Below are 17,674 nucleotides of genomic sequence, written 5' to 3'. Positions count from 1 at the left end.
GATATGAGCTTTTTAACAGAATGGCTGACAAGCATTATTTTATTTATCTTATTCGCCATCGTCATCGACATGCTGCTGCCAAGCTCCAGTATGCAAAAATACGCAAAGATGGTTGTCAGCCTGCTGTTAATCATTGTCATGCTCAACCCGATATTCAAACTTTTCAAAACAGACCCGGAAATCATCTTCGATTATTTGACAAAACAAGAGCAATCTCAATCCGCTGATATAAAAAATCAAATCAAATCAGAAAAAAAGAAATACAAGCATCAAACCGCGCATATGTTTTAGAAGAAATGGCTGTCCAACTAAAAAAGAAAGCGGAGGAGATGTTCAGTCATGACGAATACAAAATAGACGACATCCGCCTTACAGCGGAAGAACAGGTTCGTTCAGAAGAAGATGTAAGAACGATCAGCGTGTATATGGCCCCATCTTCTGAAAAAACCGTGCAAACCGTCGCACCGATCGAAATCCGCACAGACCGCAAATACGAACCGGAAGGCGCAGCCGAAAAAAAAGAGGCCGCAGACATCAAAGAAAAACTTGCGGATATATGGGAAATCGGCAGTGAGAAAATTACGGTTTATATGGAAGGCGGGGAGAAAAACGGCCATGAATAAAAACGGACTATGGACCATACTCAAAAAACAGCTGATGATCGGACAGGCGAAAGACGGAGAAAAACCAAAACTGACAAAATATCATTATTTTCTGTTCGTGTTTGTGCTCGGGGTATCTTTTATGCTGGTGAGCCAGCTGTTCTCTTCACCGGAGAAAACCGGGAAGGACCAAGCGGCGCAGACCGTCATGTCCGGCCGAACGGAAGACAAAAGCGGGCAAAAAAGCGCACCCGTTTTTAAGGCATCGAAAGACAGCAGCGCCAAAAACACGATCGATGATTATGAAAGAGACTATGAAAACCAGCTGAAAGAAATCCTTGAAACGATTATCGGCGTGGAGGATGTATCAATTGTCGTGAACGTAGACGCAACATCTTTGAAAGTGTTTGAGAAAAATAAAACGAAAAAAGACACCACCACCGAAGAAACCGATAAAGAAGGCGGCAAAAGAAGCGTAACCGATCAAACCTCAGAGGAACAAATTGTCATGATTCGAAACGGGGATCAAGAAACCCCGGTCGTCGTCCAGACGAAAAAACCCGATATCCGCGGTGTACTCGTTGTCGCTCAGGGAGTGGACAACGTTCAAATAAAAAAACCATCATTGATGCCGTCACAAGGGTGCTTGATGTTCCGAGCTACCGTGTAGCGGTTGCCCCTAAAAAAATCAAGGAGGATTCATAAATCATGCTGAAAAAACAAACGGTTTGGCTTTTAACAATGCTCAGTCTCGTCGTGGTATTAAGTGTTTATTATATTATGTCGCCGGAAAGCAAAAATGCCGTGCAGATGAAAAGCGAAAAAAGCAGCGGAGAAGTGGCAACTGAAAAAACGCCGGCTCCTGAAACGAAAGATAAGAACGGAAGCGGCACGGATAAAGAAGACGGAACAAAAGGAACGAAAGATTCTAAAGGCACAAAAGAAGATAAAGAAACATCAGCCGAAGCATCGGACAAAGACGGAGCGGTCGCTACAGAAACAGCTGATGAAAACTTATTTACCGCATACCGCATGGAGCTTGAAGACGCGAGAAGCAAAGAAAGGGAACAGTTAAACAGCATTGTTTCAAGCGATGATGCGACCGCAAAGGAAAAAGCGAAGCCTACGATAAAATGACGGCGCTGAGCAATGCTGAAGGGACGGAAAAACAGCTGGAAACGCTGATTAAAACACAAGGCTACAAAGATGCGCTCGTGGATGCTGAAGGAGACAAAATCAATATTACGGTCATGTCTGACAAACATTCAAACGCAAAAGCTTCCGCTATCATTGACCTGGTGGAAAAAGAAATCAAGACGATGAAAGACGTCGCCGTCACGTTTGAACCGACAAAATAAGAGATCTCCACCGCCCGCACCTGCTGCGGGCTTTTCTGATGTCATTTTAGATCAGTGTTGAATTTACACAAGCGCTCCTGTAAGATAAACATAGTATGTACTTTTAGTAGCAACCCATAAATTTCTATTTTTTATACATAGGAGTGGAAACTGATGTTAAAAATCAACGAAATTCATGAACTGATAAAAAGAATCGATGAATCTTCCATCGACGAATTCGTTTACGAAATCGAAGGCGTAAGCCTCAAACTGAAAAAAAATGAAGCGCCGGCAGTGAATGTAACGGGACAAGCCCAAGCCGTTCCCGCCGCTTACGCACCTGCTCCGCAGGCTGCAAAACCGGAAGCGCGTGAAGCCGCTCCTGTTCAGGAAGCGCCGAAACAAGACGAAAACCTGCACAAAATTACGTCTCCGATGGTCGGAACGTTTTATGCTTCTTCATCGCCGGAAGCCGGCCCTTACGTAAACCAAGGTTCAAAAGTGAGCGAAAATACAGTTGTTTGTATCGTAGAAGCAATGAAACTCTTTAACGAGATTGAAGCCGAAGTAAAAGGAGAAATCGTTGAAGTGTTAGTTGAAAACGGCCAGCTGGTCGAATACGGACAACCTCTATTTCTTGTAAAAGCTGAGTAAGGAGACCTGCTATTATGATTAAAAAGCTATTGATCGCCAACCGAGGAGAAATCGCCGTCAGAATCATCCGGGCCTGCAAAGAGCTGGGCATTGAAACTGTAGCCGTTTATTCTGAGGCAGATAAAGATGCCCTGCATGTCCAAATGGCCGATGAGGCTTTTTGTATCGGGCCGAAAACATCAAAAGACAGCTATTTAAATGTAACGAACATCGTCAGCGTCGCAAAGCTGACCGGCACGGATGCGATTCATCCGGGATACGGGTTTTTAGCTGAAAACGCCGACTTTGCCGAGCTGTGCGAGGAATTAAACGTAACGTTTGTCGGCCCTACGGCTGACGCCATTTCAAAAATGGGAACAAAAGATATCGCGCGCGACACGATGCAGCTGGCGGGCGTGCCGATTGTGCCCGGTTCAAAAGGAATCATAAAAAATACGGAAGAAGCGGTTTCGCTTGCAGGTGAAATTGGGTATCCTGTCATTATAAAAGCCACTGCGGGCGGAGGCGGAAAAGGCATCCGGGTCGCACGCACAGAAGAAGAACTGATCAAAGGCATTGAGATTACCCAGCAGGAAGCCGCTACGGCATTCGGAAATCCGGGTGTGTACATCGAGAAGTACATAGAAGATTTCCGCCATGTTGAAATTCAGGTGCTTGCGGATAATTACGGAAACACGATCCATCTCGGAGAGCGTGACTGTTCTATCCAAAGACGTCTGCAAAAACTTCTTGAAGAGTCACCGTCACCTGCGCTTGATTCTGAAATCAGGGAGCAGATGGGCGAAGCTGCGGTAAAAGCAGCGAAGGCCGTCGGTTACACGGGAGCCGGCACAGTAGAATTCATTTATGACTACAGAGAACAGCGCTACTACTTCATGGAAATGAACACGCGTATTCAAGTAGAGCACCCTGTCACAGAAATGGTGACGGGAACGGATCTGATCAAAGAACAGATCAAAGTGGCATCCGGACAGGAGCTTTCGCTCAGACAGGAAGACGTTGAATTTAACGGCTGGGCGATTGAATGCCGCATCAACGCTGAAAATCCTGCGAAAAACTTCATGCCTTCACCCGGTAAAATTAACATGTACCTGCCGCCGGGCGGACTCGGCGTACGCGTGGATTCAGCCGCATATCCCGGCTATTCGATCCCGCCGTACTATGACAGTATGATTGCTAAAGTCATCACATACGGAACAACGCGTGATGAGGCAGTCGCACGGATGAAACGCGCGCTGAGCGAATTCGTGATTGAAGGTATTGAAACGACGATTCCGTTCCATCTGAAACTGCTTGAACACGAAACATTTGTCAGCGGAGAGTTTAATACAAAGTTTTTAGAAACATATGATGTAATGGGCTCATAATTTTTGCGGGAGGTGAATTGAATGGAAGACAACAGTGTGCTTAAAATGGATCATGACGAGGCTCATTTAGGCAAGGTTGAAATTGCTCCTGAGGTCATTGAAGTCATTGCCGGCATCGCCGCTTCCGAAGTTGAAGGAGTTGCTGAAATGCGCGGCAATTTCGCCACCGGCGTCGTAGAGCGCTTCGGCAAAATCAATCACGGTAAAGGCGTAAAGGTCGATTTAGCCGATGACGGCATTACCATCGACGTCTATTGCGTCGTTCAATTCGGGATCTCGATCCCGAAAGTGGCGGCAAGCGTTCAGGAGAATATCCGCCAAACCTTATTAAACATGACGTCTCTGACCATTAATGAAATCAATATTCATATCGTCGGCATTCAATTTGACACGAAAGCCCAAGAAGTCGAAATCGACGAAGAAATGTAATGAGCGTATAAAAACCAAGGGGATGGGCAGCCCTTTGGTTTTTTATACGTTTCCCGTCATTTCAGGCATGAAGAAAGCCGGCTTACAAACGGCAGCCGAGTTTCTTCATGCTGTGAAATCCGAATGAAATTAATACGGTTTGTGAAAATATTCGGCATTAGGGTGAAAAAACCTAAATTTCGACATGCGATTGAGAAAAAAATATGTTATGATCTCTTTAAGCTTAACGACAAGCGGATAAAGCGGATCTGAAGGAGAAAGAAAATGAAAAGAAGAACAGCTAGAGAAAAAGCTTTGCAGGCACTTTTTCAGATTGATGTCAGCGATATTGCACCGAACGATGCCATTGAGCACGCGCTTGATGGTGAAAAAACAGATGCCTTCTTTGAACAGCTGGTGTACGGAGTGATCGAACATCAGGTTCAGCTTGATGAAATGATTTCCGGCCATCTCGTCAATTGGAAGCTTGACCGGATTGCAAACGTAGACCGCGCGATCCTGCGTCTGGCGGTGTATGAAATGGTTTATACTGACGACATTCCTGCTAACGTGTCATTAAACGAAGCAATCGAGCTGGCAAAACGGTTCGGCGACGATAAAGCTGCAAAATTCGTAAACGGGGTTCTTTCTAACATTAAAACTGATATCGAATCATAGGAGGAAAGAAAATGACTGCAACAATCATCGACGGAAAAGAAACGGCTAAAGAAAAACGCGAACAATTGGCAAAAGAAGTAGAAGAGCTGAAAGCACAAGGCGTAGTGCCTGGCTTGGCGGTCATTTTAATCGGAGACGATCCCGCTTCTGTTTCATATGTGACAGGCAAGAAAAAAGCCGCTGAAACAATGGGAATGAAATTTAAGCTTGACCGCTTTGACTCAAGCTTAACCGAGGCGGAGCTTTTAACAGTGATTGATCAGTATAATCAAAATCCGGAATTCCACGGCATTCTCGTCCAGCTGCCGCTCCCGGATCATATTTCTGAAAAAGCCGTAATCGAGCGGATCTCTCCCGATAAGGATGTTGACGGTTTCCACCCTCTCAACGTCGGGAAAATGCTGCTTGGCGAAGATACATTTCTTCCATGCACGCCGCACGGAATTGTCGAGTTATTGAAAAAGACGAACGTAGATCTTTCCGGCAAAGAAGTTGTTGTAGTCGGACGAAGCAATATTGTCGGTAAACCGGTCGGCCAGCTGCTGCTGAACGAAAACGCGACCGTCACATATTGCCATTCCCGTACGAAAAATATGTCTGAGCATACGAAAAAAGCAGATATTCTTGTAGTAGCGGTCGGTAAAGCGAATTTCATCAAAGCCGATCAAATCAAAGAGGGCGCCATTGTCATTGATGTCGGCGTCAACCGTCTCGAAAGCGGAAAACTCTGCGGAGACGTTCAGTTTGATGAAGCGAAAGAAAAAGCATCTTTCATTACACCGGTGCCGGGCGGAGTAGGTCCGATGACCATCACAATGCTTGCGCATAATACTGTTAAATCTGCCAGACGTACGTTATCATAGATAACCGGAGACAGTCACAAAAAGTGTGACAATGAGCACGATACCCGCTTCTTAAGGCTCCTTTCAGCCAGAGCGGGTTTTCTTAGTTTAGGGCAAAAAGCCTTTATGAAAGGAGTGCAGGATGTGAGTGAAGCGGCATATGTCACGGTTTCCGCGCTGACCAAATACATTAAACGAAAATTCGATGTGGACCCTCATCTTGAAGACATTTGGATTAAGGGTGAGCTCTCCAATGTTAAAATTCATACGAGAGGCCACATCTATTTTACATTAAAAGATGAGCATGCCCGCATGCAGGCTGTCATGTTTCAAAGACAAAGTTCGAGGCTTGCGTTTAAGCCCGAGGACGGAATGAAGGTCATCGTAAGAGGCGGCATTTCCGTCTATGAACCGAGCGGAAGCTATCAGCTGTACGCGAAAGAAATGCAGCCGGACGGTGTGGGGGCGCTCTACTTAGCATATGAAGAATTAAAGAAAAACTTGCTGGCGAAGGGTTGTTTGATGACCGGCATAAGCAGGCCATCCCCGCTTTTCCGGCTACGATCGGGGTCGTCACGTCACCGACGGGAGCAGCCGTCAGAGACGTCATTACCACACTCAAAAGAAGATACCCCCTTGTGAAAGTCATTGTGCTTCCCGCGCTCGTTCAAGGTGAAAATGCCAGCAGATCGATTGTGAAGCGCATTGAAGAAGCCAATGCACAAAAAATGTGTGACGTCCTGATCGTCGGAAGGGGAGGGGGCTCGATCGAAGAATTGTGGGCATTTAACGAAGAAATCGTGGCCCGGGCGATTTTTGCTTCCGCCATTCCGATTATATCAGCCGTCGGACATGAAACAGATTTTACAATCAGTGATTTCGTCGCGGATATCCGGGCGGCAACGCCGACAGGAGCGGCAGAAATCGCCGTCCCCCACACGACGGACTTAATGGAACGGACAAAAACGGCGGAAGTCCGCCTGACAAGAGCGATGCAGCAGCATATCAGCAAGAAAAAAGAACGGGTTCAATCGCTCCAGTCATCCTACGCGTTCCGTTTTCCGAAACGATTGTATACCCAAAAAGAACAGCAGTTTGATCTTTTGTATCAGCAGTTCCAATCACAGCTCACAGGGCTTACGGACAGGAAACAAAGGCAGCTGGAGCGGAATACGTACAGATTAACGGCGCTCCACCCTGAAACCCAGCTGAAACAGGCGAAAAAACGGTACGAGGAGCGCTCAAATCAGCTCGCCCGAAGCATGAATGTCCAGCTGAAGCAGCTTCATTCGCAGTTTCAGACGGTTCTTGGTAAACTGAATGCATTAAGTCCCCTTCAGGTGATGGAGAGAGGATACAGTCTGGCCTATAAAGACAAAGAGCTGATCAAAAGCGTTGATCAAGTGGAACAAAATGATACGCTTGAAGTAAAGATGACAGACGGCGTTCTGACGTGTGAAGTATTGCAAAAGAGAGGCGAACGAAAATGACAGAAACCAAAAAAAGTGAAGAGCTGACATTTGAAGAGGCGATGAAAGGCCTTGAAGGCATTGTGGCAAAGCTTGAAGAAGGAGACGTGCCGCTTGAGCAGGCGATTAATTATTTTCAGGAAGGGATGGCCCTTTCAAAAATGTGCCATGAAAAGCTTCAGCATGTCGAAAAGCAAATGGACTTTATTTTAAAAGATAACGGCGAACTTGCACCTTTCAGCGTTCAGGAGGAAGAAGAAGGTGACAAATAAACTGGACGCATTTTTAGCATCGCGCAAACAACTGATTGAACAGCAGCTTTCTTTGTATACGGAACGGCTTGCGATGCCTGAAACCCTCAAAAAATCTATGCTGTATTCTTTGGAAGCGGGCGGAAAGAGGCTGCGTCCCCTCGTCGTCTTAGCCGTTCTGAATGCTTACGGAAAAGATGAAAAAGACGGGATTCCGGTCGGATGCGCTGTCGAAATGATTCATACGTATTCCTTAATCCATGATGATCTTCCTTGCATGGACGATGATGATCTGCGCCGGGGAAAGCCCACCAACCATAAAGTCTTCGGAGAAGCGGCAGCCGTATTGGCCGGAGACGGGCTTCTGACAGAAAGCTTTAAATTGATCACATCTCACGTGTCTGAGGCGGTTTCAGCAGAAAAACGGCTCCGTCTCGTCGATGAGCTGATCAGCGCGGCAGGAACGGAAGGAATGGTCGGCGGGCAGGCTGCCGACATGGAAGCGGAACAAAAGCGGATAACGCTTGAGGAGCTGGAATCCATCCACGAGCGGAAAACGGCCAAGCTCCTCGGTTTTTCTGTGACGGCGGGCGCCATTTTGGCAGATGCGCCGGAGGATGAAGTCGAAAAGCTGCGTCTGTTCAGCAGCCATATCGGCATCGGATTTCAAATCAGAGATGACATACTTGATATTGAAGGGCATGAGGAGAAGATCGGCAAACCGGTCGGCTCAGACACGTCGAATGAAAAGTCAACGTATCCGTCGCTTTTAACGCTTGAAGGCGCGAAAGAGAAGCTGGCGTATCATATCAGCGAGGCGAAACGGATCATCAGCGGCCTTTCTCTTCAGAAAGAACTGCTGCATGACCTCTGTGATTTAATCGCGGCGAGAGATCATTAAAAACGGTCCTGATTTGAAGGGGCTGCCGCTCCTATGGTAAAATGTAAGCAGTTTCGATGAAAATACAAAGGGAGTCTTTTTCTTTTTCAAAAAGACACTGTTTAATTTGCAGAAATTCATGCTGAAAGTGAGTTGATCCGCTTTGGATCTTTTATCAATACAGGACCCGTCATTTCTTAAAAAGATGTCAATTGAACAGCTGGAAGAGCTGAGTGAGGAGATCCGCAATTTCCTCATCACATCGCTGTCTGCCTCTGGCGGCCATATCGGGCCGAACCTCGGGGTTGTCGAGCTGACAATTGCGCTTCACAAAGAATTTGACAGTCCGAAAGATAAATTTTTATGGGATGTCGGACATCAGTCCTATGTTCATAAACTGTTAACCGGGCGCGGCAAGGAGTTTGAAACCTTGCGCCAATATAAAGGGCTTTGCGGTTTCCCGAAACGCAGCGAAAGCGAACATGACGTATGGGAAACAGGCCACAGCTCAACATCGCTCTCAGGCGCGATGGGAATGGCTGCCGCCCGTGATATTAAAGGATCGAAAGAATATATCATCCCGATTATCGGAGACGGCGCTTTAACCGGAGGAATGGCGCTTGAAGCGCTGAACCATATCGGTGATGAGAAAAAAGATATGATCGTCATTCTGAATGATAATGAGATGAGCATTGCGCCGAATGTCGGGGCGATTCATTCTATGCTGGGACGGCTTCGCACGGCCGGCAAATATCAATGGGTAAAAGACGAGCTTGAATATTTATTTAAGCGCATCCCGGCCGTCGGCGGAAAATTGGCCGCCACAGCGGAACGGATAAAAGACAGCTTAAAATATATGCTTGTGTCAGGTATGTTTTTTGAAGAGCTGGGCTTTACGTATTTAGGCCCGGTTGACGGTCATTCCTACCACGAATTGTTTGAAAACCTGCAATACGCCAAAAAACGAAAGGCCCTGTCCTTTTACATGTCATTACGAAAAAGGGCAAAGGCTATAAACCGGCTGAGACCGACACAATCGGCACATGGCACGGAACGGGTCCTTATAAAATCAATACGGGTGATTTCGTCAAGCCGAAAGCCGCGGCGCCTTCATGGAGCGGACTTGTCAGCGGCACCGTGCAGGAGCTGGCGCGCGAGGATGACAGAATTGTCGCGATTACACCGGCTATGCCGGTCGGCTCTAAGCTTGAAGGATTTGCGAAAGAATTTCCTGAGCGCATGTTTGACGTCGGAATCGCAGAACAGCATGCGGCGACAATGGCCGCGGGAATGGCGCTTCAGGGGATGAAGCCGTTTCTTGCGATCTATTCGACCTTTTTGCAGCGGGCGTACGATCAGGTCGTCCATGATATCTGCCGTCAAAACGCGAATGTATTTATCGGCATTGACCGCGCCGGTTTGGTCGGCGCTGACGGGGAGACGCATCAAGGCGTCTTTGACATCGCCTTTTTGCGGCATATACCGAACCTCGTTTTAATGATGCCGAAGGATGAAAATGAAGGCCGCCATATGGTCAATACAGCCCTTTCCTATGAGGAAGGTCCGATCGCGATGCGCTTCCCGCGCGGAAACGGGCTCGGCGTAAAGATGGATAAAGAGCTGAAAACCATTTCGATCGGAACATGGGAAGTGCTCCGTCCCGGAAAAGACGCGGTCATTTTAACATTCGGTACGACCATTGAAATGGCGCTGGAAGCGGCTGAAGAACTGCAAAAAGAAGGCCTGTCCGTGCGTGTCGTGAATGCGAGGTTCATAAAACCGATTGATAAACAAATGATGAAGGCCATTCTTAATGAAGGTCTGCCGATTTTAACGATAGAAGAAGCCGTGCTTGAAGGCGGATTCGGCAGCACGATTCTTGAATACGCTCATGACCTCGGCATGTATCATACACCGATTGACAGAATGGGCATCCCAGACCGGTTTATTGAACACGGCAGCGTAACCGCCCTGCTTGAAGAAATCGGTCTCACGAAGGCTGAGGTTATGAACCGGATAAAACTGCTGATGCCGCCGAAGACACATAAAGGAATTGGATCATGACAGCAAAAAAAGAACGATTAGATGTACTTCTTGTAGAAAAAGGCCTTGCGGAAACGCGGGAAAAAGCGAAACGCGCCATTATGGCGGGCATCGTATACTCAAATGAAAACCGATTGGACAAACCGGGTGAAAAAATCGCCCGGGATCTTCCGTTAACGGTAAAAGGAAACCCTCTTAAATACGTCAGCAGAGGCGGATTAAAGCTTGAAAAAGCCTTGGAAGTGTTTCCTGTCTCGGTAAAAGGCAAAACGATGATTGACATCGGCTCGTCTACAGGGGGATTCACGGATTGTGCCCTCCAAAACGGAGCCGAGCGATCCTACGCAGTGGATGTCGGCTATAATCAGCTTGCCTGGAAGCTGAGACAGGACGAGAGGGTCGTCGTCATGGAACGGACGAATTTCCGCTATTCCGAGCCTTCCGATTTCACAGAGGGTTTGCCGGAATTTGCGACAATCGATGTTTCTTTCATCTCACTCCGCCTCATTCTCCCGGTTTTAAAAACGCTGCTTGTACCGGGGAGCGATTGTATCGCACTGGTAAAGCCGCAATTTGAAGCCGGACGGGAATCCGTCGGAAAAAAAGGCATTGTCAGAGATCCCGGCGTTCATACTGACGTTCTCCGCCGCATGAATCAATTTGCCGCTTCTGAAGGATATACAGTGAAAGGACTGTCCTTCTCACCGATTACAGGGGGAGACGGTAATATTGAGTTTCTGCTTCATTTGGAATGGGGCGGAGAAGACGGAAACGGCGCTGAACTGCCGGAAGAAGACATTCTCCGTACCGTCCGCGAAGCACATGAGACATTAAAAGCCAAAAAGACAGATGTACCGGAATAATAGGGGGCTATTATTCCTTTTTCTGCCATCATGTACTTTTTATCAAGAAGCGGTTAACATAATGACAAGAACAGCTTGAAAACAGAGGTGCTTACATGACAAAAGGCCAAAGGCATATAAAAATCAGAGAGCTTATTACAAGCCATGAGATTGAAACGCAGGATGACTTAGTTGACATGCTGAGAGAAGAAGGATATAAGGTAACTCAGGCGACTGTCTCCAGAGACATTAAAGAGCTGCATCTCGTAAAGGTGCCGACAAACAACGGCTCCTACAAATACAGCCTGCCGGCGGATCAGCGGTTCAATCCGCTGTCAAAACTGAAGCGTTCATTAATGGATGCGTTCGTAAAAATTGACTCAGCAAGCCATATGATCGTATTAAAAACGATGCCGGGGAATGCTCAGGCAATCGGCGCTCTGATGGATAATCTCGAATGGGAAGAAATCATGGGCACGATTTGCGGAGATGACACGATCTTAATCATCTGCAGGACGCCTGAAGATACGGAGGGCGTTCAAAGCCGTCTTTTGGAGCTGCTGTAGCGTAATTATCAGATAAAAGGTGGAATGCTGTTTGTTAGCTGAACTATCAATAAAAAACTTTGCCATTATAGAGGAACTGACGATTTCGTTTGAGCGGGGGCTCACCGTCCTGACGGGAGAAACAGGGGCCGGCAAGTCAATTATTATAGACGCCGTTTCCCTATTAGTCGGCGGCCGCGGCTCGTCTGAATTTGTCCGTTACGGTGAAACAAAGGCCGAGCTTGAAGGACTGTTTCTATTGGACAGCGGTCATCCCGTTTTTGAAGTATGCCGTGAGCAGGGAATAGACGCATCTGACGACATGATTGTCATGAGAAGGGACATTAATGCCGGAGGAAAAAGCGTCTGCCGTGTCAACGGAAAATTAGTGACGATTGCGGCTTTGAGGGAAATCGGCAGACTTTTATTAGATATTCACGGACAGCATGATAACCAGCTGTTAATGGAGGACGATAAACACTTAGAGCTGTTGGACAGGTTTGCGGGCGCTGAGGCCGAATCCGCGCTTCAGGCTTACCATGAAGGCTATGAGCGTTATATGAAGCTGCTCAAAAAAGTGAAGAAGCTGTCAGAAAGCGAGCAGGAAATGGCGCATCGGCTAGACCTGATTCAATTTCAGCTTGAAGAAATCGAGTCGGCGAAGCTTGAATTGAATGAAGACGAGCTTCTTCAGGAAGAGCGGAAGCAGATATCCAACTTTGAAAAAATTTATGAATCATTGCAAAACGCCTATAATGCGCTCCGCAGCGAACAGGGGGGGCTTGACTGGGTCGGAATGGCCTCTGCCCAGCTTGAAGATATTTCGGATATCAATGAACCGCTGCAAAAGCTGTCAGAAAGTGTGTCAAGTTCCTATTATCTGTTGGAGGATGCAACCTTTCAGATGCGCAATCTGTTAGATGATCTGGAATATGACCCGGAACGGCTGAATTTTATTGAAACCCGTTTAAATGAGATCAAACAGCTGAAGCGCAAATACGGAGCGACGGTAGAAGACATTTTGGAATACGGCTCCAAAATAGAAGAGGAAATCGATCAAATCGAGAACCGCGACAGCCACCTTGAAGCGCTGAAGAAGGAACTGGAGTCGGTCGGCAAAGATGTGGCCGTAGAAGCCGCGAATTTATCAAAAATCAGAAAAGCATGGGCTAAGAAACTGGCGGAAGCGATTCATCAGGAATTAAAAAGTCTGTATATGGGCAAATCAACGTTTGATACGGAATTTCTCGTGAAAACCGATCCGTCAGCCAGTGAAGCACCGGTTGTCAACGGGCAGCCCGTGCAGCTTACCCAAAAGGGGATTGACCTTGTGAGGTTTTTAATTTCAACAAACACCGGTGAGCCTTTAAAACCGCTGTCAAAGGTCGCTTCCGGAGGCGAGCTTTCAAGGGTGATGCTGGCGATGAAGAGTATTTTTTCTTCCCAGCAGGATGTCACCTCCATCATCTTTGACGAAGTGGACACCGGTGTAAGCGGGCGGGTTGCCCAAGCCATCGCGGAAAAAATCCATAAAGTATCGACCGGTTCACAGGTGCTCTGCATTACACACCTGCCGCAGGTTGCCGCCATGGCGGATACACACCTTCTGATCGCAAAAGAATTCAAAGACGGCCGGACGACAACGCATGTCACGCCGCTTTCCAAGCAGGATAAGGTAGCGGAAATCGGCCGCATGATTGCGGGTGTTGAAGTGACCGATCTGACGAAGCGGCATGCACAAGAGCTTTTAAAACAGGCCGGACAGGTAAAAACGACAGGATAAGCTGCTGATACAGGCAGCTTATTTTTTGTTCCATTTCTCTAACAGTGTATCCAATGTTTTTCTTCGTATGCCGGTTATAAATCAAGCGCAGGAAGGCAAAAGTATAGATGTAGCAGAAAAGAAAGTGGTGTGGGATAGGAGCGAGGAGAGTGAAGGAATGAATGCACGATAACATGAGGAAAGCAATAGGTGTAATTCTCCTTGTTTCTTTACTAAGTGTAGGCTTTTTTAAGCCGTTTAAAGAATATTTACTGATACCGTCAGAAATGAGCGTCTTTGAAAACCAGACTCAGGCCGTTCCGGTCAATGCATCAATAAGCGCTGAAAAGGGCGAATTATCAGAAGCCTTTACGCTGAAAGAAGAGCACGGTCATGCAAACATAACAGGGCAAACACAAGGCCGGTCAGAAGTAGTATATGATCTTGCCGGGTTTCCCATTAAAAAAACGAAAGTGCGTGTCCTTCCAGAATTGAAGGTCATTCCGGGCGGACAGTCCATCGGTGTAAAACTGCATTCAGTCGGTGTTTTGGTCGTCGGTTTTCACCAGGTGATGACAAAGGATGGGAAAAAGTCTCCGGGAGAACAAGCGGGTATTGAATCTGGCGACATCATTATTAAAATGAACGGACATAAAATTGAAAAAATGAGCGACATCGCCCCGTTTATTCAAAAAGCGGGCAAAACCGGTGAATCTTTGGATTTATTGGTGAAACGCGATAAGCAAAAAATCAAAACAAAGCTGATTCCGACAAAGGACGAAGCCGAGGGGAAATATCGAATCGGCCTTTATATCCGCGATTCGGCAGCCGGCATCGGCACCATGACATTTTTTGAACCGAAAACAAAAAATACGGCGCATTGGGCCACGTCATCTCTGATATGGATACAAAAAACCGATTGTTGTAGAAGACGGAGAAATCGTCCGTTCTACTGTAACATCGATTGAAAAAGGAAAAGGCGGCAATCCCGGCGAAAAACTGGCAAGGTTTTCGTCAGAACGGAAAACAATCGGCGATATTAACCGCAACAGCCCGTTCGGCATTTTTGGGACACTGCATCAGCCGATTAAAAACAACATTTCCGACAAAGCGCTTCCGATTGCTTTGTCAAATGAAGTAAAAAAGGACCTGCGCAAATGCTGACGGTTATCGAAAACGATAAAGTAGAGAAATTTGATATTGAAATCGTCAGCACCACGCCGCAAAAATTCCCGGCGACAAAGGGAATGGTGTTGAAAGTGACAGATCCGAAACTGCTGAAAAGAACCGGCGGAATCGTTCAGGGGATGAGCGGAAGCCCGATCATTCAGAACGGAAAGGTCGTCGGAGCCGTAACCCACGTATTTGTCAATGATCCGACAAGCGGCTACGGCGTTCATATCGAATGGATGCTGTCTGAAGCGGGTGTTGATGTTTACGGGAAAGACAAAGCAAGCTGACTGCCGGATGATCCGGCAGTTTTTTTATGTGATGCGTTCTTCACTTCTTTCCGGGATTCATGTAAAATAAGACATGAAGATTTTTCGACAAATTCACGTTTCCTGATTTGTCAAACTTAATTTTTAGTCGAAAAACCTAGAAAATGCTAGAAAAACAAAGATATACCACTATTATTGGTAAATATGGATTTTTTAAAAGGGGAAGTAGTGGTTTTGTCGAATGTAACATATAGCAGTCAAATGGGTTGCGTCCTGTTAATACATTGGGGGAGGAAGAAACGTGGAGAAAATTAAAGTTTGTGTTGCTGATGATAATCGAGAGCTTGTAAGCCTGTTGAGTGAATATATAGAGGGACAGGATGATATGGAAGTGATCGGCGTTGCTTATAACGGACAGGAATGTCTTTCTTTGTTTAAAGATAAGAATCCCGATGTGCTCGTTTTAGACATTATCATGCCGCATCTGGACGGACTTGCGGTTTTGGAGCGTCTGCGGGAATCAGAGCTCGAGAAGCAGCCGAACGTCATCATGCTGACGGCATTCGGTCAGGAAGACGTTACGAAAAAAGCCGTCGATTTAGGCGCGTCCTATTTCATCCTGAAGCCGTTTGATATGGAAAACCTTGTCGGCCATATCCGCCAGGTAAGCGGAAATGTCTGCAGTGTCACACACCGTGCGCCGTCCGCGCAAAGCAGCATTATCCGCAGCCAGCCGGAGCCGAAGCGGAAAAATCTCGATGCCAGCATTACAAGCATTATCCATGAGATCGGTGTGCCTGCCCATATCAAAGGCTATCTTTATTTGCGTGAAGCCATTTCCATGGTGTATAACGATATTGAACTCCTCGGCAGCATCACAAAAGTCCTTTATCCCGACATCGCCAAAAAATTCAACACGACCGCAAGCCGTGTAGAACGGGCCATCCGCCACGCCATTGAAGTCGCATGGAGCAGGGGAAATATTGATTCCATTTCTTCACTGTTCGGGTATACTGTAAGCATGACAAAAGCAAAACCAACCAATTCAGAGTTCATCGCGATGGTTGCTGACAAGCTGAGATTGGAGCATAAAGCTTCGTAACGCAAGCCTTTGGCTAAATGTCTTTTTGCGCCTTCTATTCCGTGCATGAACGCGGAAGAGAAGGCGTTTTGAGATTTTGCTGACGAAAACAATGGGAATCACTCACGCTGGTACTTGTTCTATACATAAATACGGGAACTATGCCGTCTATACGTATAATACCGGAGCTGATATTTTAATGATTTTGCCCTCTCGGAAATAAAAGCGGGGGATGCGGCGGCTTAACACAGACAGGACTTCGTAGCTGATCGTACCGAGCATTTCGGCAATTTCATCAACGGAAATCTCGGCTTCTTTTTGTTTGCCGTAGATGACGACTTCTTCTCCTTGTTTGCCCTCATTCTCACCTAAACTGACCATTATCATATCCATTGTCACTCTCCCCGCTACCTGCACCCGTCTGCCGCGGTGCAGAATAAACCCGCGGTTGGACAGGGCGCGGGAGTAACCGTCAGCATAGCCGATCGGAATCGTCGCGATGATTTCACCCGGTTCGGCGATATATGTGGCACCATAACTGACGGTCCGGGGATCTGTCACCATGGCTTTCACATAAGCGATACGCGCCTTTAAACTTAGTGCGGGCGTGAGATCCACGAGGCTCAGCTCCTTTATCGAGGCGGACGGATATAAACCATATAACCCAATGCCTAAACGGATCATGTCGGCGCTGAATTCCGGGAATGCGATAGCGGCGGCTGTATTGCACATATGCACGGTAGGCAGCGTAATGTCTTGATTCCTTAAAAAGCGGAGGAAGCTGATAAACTTTTCGTGCTGCAGCATCGTCAGCTCAGTGTCCGGTTCATCCGCTGTTGAAAAATGTGTAAAGATGCCATCCCATGACAGGTATGTACTCGACTTGAGCGCTTTCACCACTGCTAAAAGATCTTCTTCCGTGCGCACACCCAGCCGGCCCATTCCGGTATCCACACTGATATGAATGGAAAGCCGTTTCGAATCTGCTTCTTTTTCCAATATCCGATTCGCTTTTTTGATCCAGCTGACCTGAAACGCTGATAATGTGATGTTCCAAACGGCAGATTTTTTCACACAGCTGAGAGCTGTGAAGCCGAGCACGAGAATAGGTGCCGTAATTCCCGCTCTCCGTAACACAATTCCCTCTTCGACGCTTGCGACAGCAAGCTCGCTCGCCCCGCTTTCCAGTGCCTGCCGCGCTACTTCCACAGACCCGTGGCCATAAGCGTTCGCTTTTACGACGGCCATAATTTTAGACGTATTCGGAATATGGCGGCGGATCGCCCGTACATTCTTTTTTATCGCATCAAGGTCAACTTCAATCCAAACTTCCCGGCAAAGTTTTTTCATCACGATTCCTTCTTTCCTTAATGAGATTCAGTACTCATGCTTTCAATCTGCATTCTATTCATCTTTAACTGAAATCATTCAAAACATGAGAAGGTGACCGCTGATGTTTAAAATCAAGTTTTCG

At 46.9% G+C, this 17,674-nt stretch carries 12 protein-coding genes and 6 pseudogenes; 17 read left to right on the top strand and 1 reads right to left on the bottom strand.

Annotated features, from left to right (window positions below):
- Positions 1-3 precede the first annotated feature (3 nt).
- From spoIIIAF to spo0A, 17 genes and pseudogenes are all read left to right on the top strand, one after another.
- Positions 4-623, top strand: a pseudogene (gene spoIIIAF / locus D368_RS11815) (stage III sporulation protein AF).
- Positions 616-1,307: pseudogene (gene spoIIIAG / locus D368_RS11810) on the top strand (stage III sporulation protein AG). The pseudogenes spoIIIAF and spoIIIAG overlap by 8 nt, the downstream one beginning before the upstream one ends.
- A gap of 3 nt (positions 1,308-1,310) precedes the next feature.
- Positions 1,311-1,960, top strand: a pseudogene (locus D368_RS11805) (SpoIIIAH-like family protein).
- A 153-nt stretch (positions 1,961-2,113) separates the two neighbouring features.
- Positions 2,114-2,593, top strand: coding sequence for an acetyl-CoA carboxylase biotin carboxyl carrier protein (gene accB / locus D368_RS11800; protein ID WP_070082099.1), 480 nt, complete (start codon positions 2,114-2,116; stop codon positions 2,591-2,593).
- A 14-nt stretch (positions 2,594-2,607) separates the two neighbouring features.
- A complete protein-coding gene (gene accC / locus D368_RS11795; RefSeq protein ID WP_071391627.1) occupies positions 2,608-3,960 on the top strand; it encodes an acetyl-CoA carboxylase biotin carboxylase subunit in 1,353 nt (450 codons plus the stop codon).
- 21 nt (positions 3,961-3,981) lie between these two features.
- Complete coding sequence (locus tag D368_RS11790) at positions 3,982-4,389, top strand: Asp23/Gls24 family envelope stress response protein (protein ID WP_003153156.1); 408 nt, start codon at positions 3,982-3,984, stop codon at positions 4,387-4,389.
- 264 nt (positions 4,390-4,653) lie between these two features.
- Entirely contained in the window at positions 4,654-5,046 is a 393-nt protein-coding gene (nusB, locus tag D368_RS11785; RefSeq protein ID WP_061890719.1) for a transcription antitermination factor NusB, read from the top strand.
- A gap of 11 nt (positions 5,047-5,057) precedes the next feature.
- A complete protein-coding gene (gene folD, locus D368_RS11780; RefSeq protein ID WP_007408350.1) occupies positions 5,058-5,909 on the top strand; it encodes a bifunctional methylenetetrahydrofolate dehydrogenase/methenyltetrahydrofolate cyclohydrolase FolD in 852 nt (283 codons plus the stop codon).
- Positions 5,910-6,032: 123 nt separating this feature from the next.
- Positions 6,033-7,378 (top strand): annotated as a pseudogene (xseA, locus tag D368_RS11775) (exodeoxyribonuclease VII large subunit).
- On the top strand, positions 7,375-7,629 hold the full coding sequence (locus D368_RS11770) for an exodeoxyribonuclease VII small subunit (RefSeq protein ID WP_061890718.1): 255 nt from the start codon (positions 7,375-7,377) through the stop codon (positions 7,627-7,629). The pseudogene xseA and the gene D368_RS11770 overlap by 4 nt, the downstream one beginning before the upstream one ends.
- The gene (locus D368_RS11765) at positions 7,619-8,509 is read left to right on the top strand and encodes a polyprenyl synthetase family protein (protein WP_003153170.1); all 891 of its coding nucleotides are present in this window, start codon (positions 7,619-7,621) and stop codon (positions 8,507-8,509) included. The genes D368_RS11770 and D368_RS11765 overlap by 11 nt, the downstream gene beginning before the upstream one ends.
- A gap of 142 nt (positions 8,510-8,651) precedes the next feature.
- Positions 8,652-10,552, top strand: a pseudogene (gene dxs, locus D368_RS11760) (1-deoxy-D-xylulose-5-phosphate synthase).
- A complete protein-coding gene (locus D368_RS11755; protein WP_007612503.1) occupies positions 10,549-11,394 on the top strand; it encodes a TlyA family RNA methyltransferase in 846 nt (281 codons plus the stop codon). Before dxs ends, D368_RS11755 begins: the two are co-directional and overlap by 4 nt.
- 95 nt (positions 11,395-11,489) lie before the next feature.
- Entirely contained in the window at positions 11,490-11,939 is a 450-nt protein-coding gene (gene ahrC / locus D368_RS11750) for a transcriptional regulator AhrC/ArgR (protein ID WP_003153173.1), read from the top strand.
- Between the two features lie 31 nt (positions 11,940-11,970).
- A complete protein-coding gene (gene recN, locus D368_RS11745; protein ID WP_128574827.1) occupies positions 11,971-13,701 on the top strand; it encodes a DNA repair protein RecN in 1,731 nt (576 codons plus the stop codon).
- Positions 13,702-13,862: 161 nt separating this feature from the next.
- Positions 13,863-15,140 (top strand): annotated as a pseudogene (spoIVB, locus tag D368_RS11740) (SpoIVB peptidase).
- Between the two features lie 280 nt (positions 15,141-15,420).
- Positions 15,421-16,221, top strand: a complete 801-nt coding sequence (gene spo0A, locus D368_RS11735; protein ID WP_128574826.1) for a sporulation transcription factor Spo0A — start codon at positions 15,421-15,423, stop codon at positions 16,219-16,221.
- Positions 16,222-16,368: 147 nt separating this feature from the next.
- Here spo0A and alr read toward each other — a convergent pair whose 3' ends face one another.
- Entirely contained in the window at positions 16,369-17,550 is a 1,182-nt protein-coding gene (alr, locus tag D368_RS11730) for an alanine racemase (RefSeq protein ID WP_128574825.1), read from the bottom strand.
- Positions 17,551-17,674 lie beyond the last annotated feature (124 nt).

The sequence above is a fragment of the Paenibacillus lentimorbus NRRL B-30488 genome (assembly GCF_000411595.1).
GTDB classification, from domain to species: Bacteria; Bacillota; Bacilli; order Bacillales; family Bacillaceae; genus Bacillus; species Bacillus velezensis.
Note: the sequence above shows the minus strand (reverse complement) of the source record. Positions and strands in the feature narration are given on the sequence as shown.

Bases quoted from the DNA above. Each gene is read 5' to 3' on its own strand.
- D368_RS11790 (WP_003153156.1), top strand. From the start codon at position 3,982: ATGGAAGACAACAGTGTGCTTAAAATGGATCATGACGAGGCTCATTTA.
- nusB (WP_061890719.1), top strand. From the start codon at position 4,654: ATGAAAAGAAGAACAGCTAGAGAAAAAGCTTTGCAGGCACTTTTTCAG.
- alr (WP_128574825.1), bottom strand. From the start codon at position 17,550: ATGAAAAAACTTTGCCGGGAAGTTTGGATTGAAGTTGACCTTGATGCG.
- D368_RS11770 (WP_061890718.1), top strand. From the start codon at position 7,375: ATGACAGAAACCAAAAAAAGTGAAGAGCTGACATTTGAAGAGGCGATG.
- accC (WP_071391627.1), top strand. From the start codon at position 2,608: ATGATTAAAAAGCTATTGATCGCCAACCGAGGAGAAATCGCCGTCAGA.
- folD (WP_007408350.1), top strand. From the start codon at position 5,058: ATGACTGCAACAATCATCGACGGAAAAGAAACGGCTAAAGAAAAACGC.
- accB (WP_070082099.1), top strand. From the start codon at position 2,114: ATGTTAAAAATCAACGAAATTCATGAACTGATAAAAAGAATCGATGAA.
- ahrC (WP_003153173.1), top strand. From the start codon at position 11,490: ATGACAAAAGGCCAAAGGCATATAAAAATCAGAGAGCTTATTACAAGC.
- D368_RS11755 (WP_007612503.1), top strand. From the start codon at position 10,549: ATGACAGCAAAAAAAGAACGATTAGATGTACTTCTTGTAGAAAAAGGC.